Origin of the sequence: Bacillus cereus group sp. BceL291 (assembly GCF_051776705.1) — a bacterium.
Lineage (GTDB): Bacteria > Bacillota > Bacilli > Bacillales > Bacillaceae_G > Bacillus_A > Bacillus_A cereus.
Map to the genome: position 1 here is coordinate 1 of NZ_JBPWAP010000236.1, position 571 is coordinate 571.

Genomic DNA, 571 nt, shown 5'->3' on the forward strand with positions numbered 1-571 from the left:
GATTCCTTTTTAGTTTATGGAGAGTTGTCGTTACGAGCTCTAATGTCATCTGTTCTGAAACATGGTAAGCTAAAATTTCATTAGTTGAGCCGTCTAAAATTGTAGATAAATAGGCCCTTTGATTCTTACCGTAAACTAAATAGGTGATATCTGTAAGAAGTGTTTTCCCTGGGGTATTTTGTTTAAATTCCCGATTTAATTGATTCGGTACTATTCGATGTTCTTTTGTAGCTTTAAGCATTCTTTTATAAGGATTCGCTTTGCGAACCGGACAGATAATCTCGTATTTCTTCATAATTCTACGGATACGCTTTAAATTGTAGACAACTTGAAACTGACCCGCCAATGTCATCTTTATCTGACGAGCCCCTTTGTTTCTATTTCTAAATCGAAGTGCTTTTAATATGGTTTCCTTCAAGATTTCATCTCGATCACTCTTTTGTTTCCGTTGTTCTTGAGATGAAACTGAAAAGTAATTATAGTATCCCGAACGGGATACACCAGCTACTTTACACAAATGACTGACCATATTCCTTAAGTTGTATTTCATGATGACAGAACGAATCAAGAT

1 protein-coding gene is annotated in these 571 nt (G+C 35.4%); it reads right to left on the reverse strand.

Going from position 1 to position 571, the window contains the following annotated elements; all coding sequences use genetic code 11:
* On the reverse strand, positions 1-571 hold a 571-nt coding region (locus tag ACS2CR_RS34350), incomplete at both ends, for an IS3 family transposase (protein ID WP_438906163.1).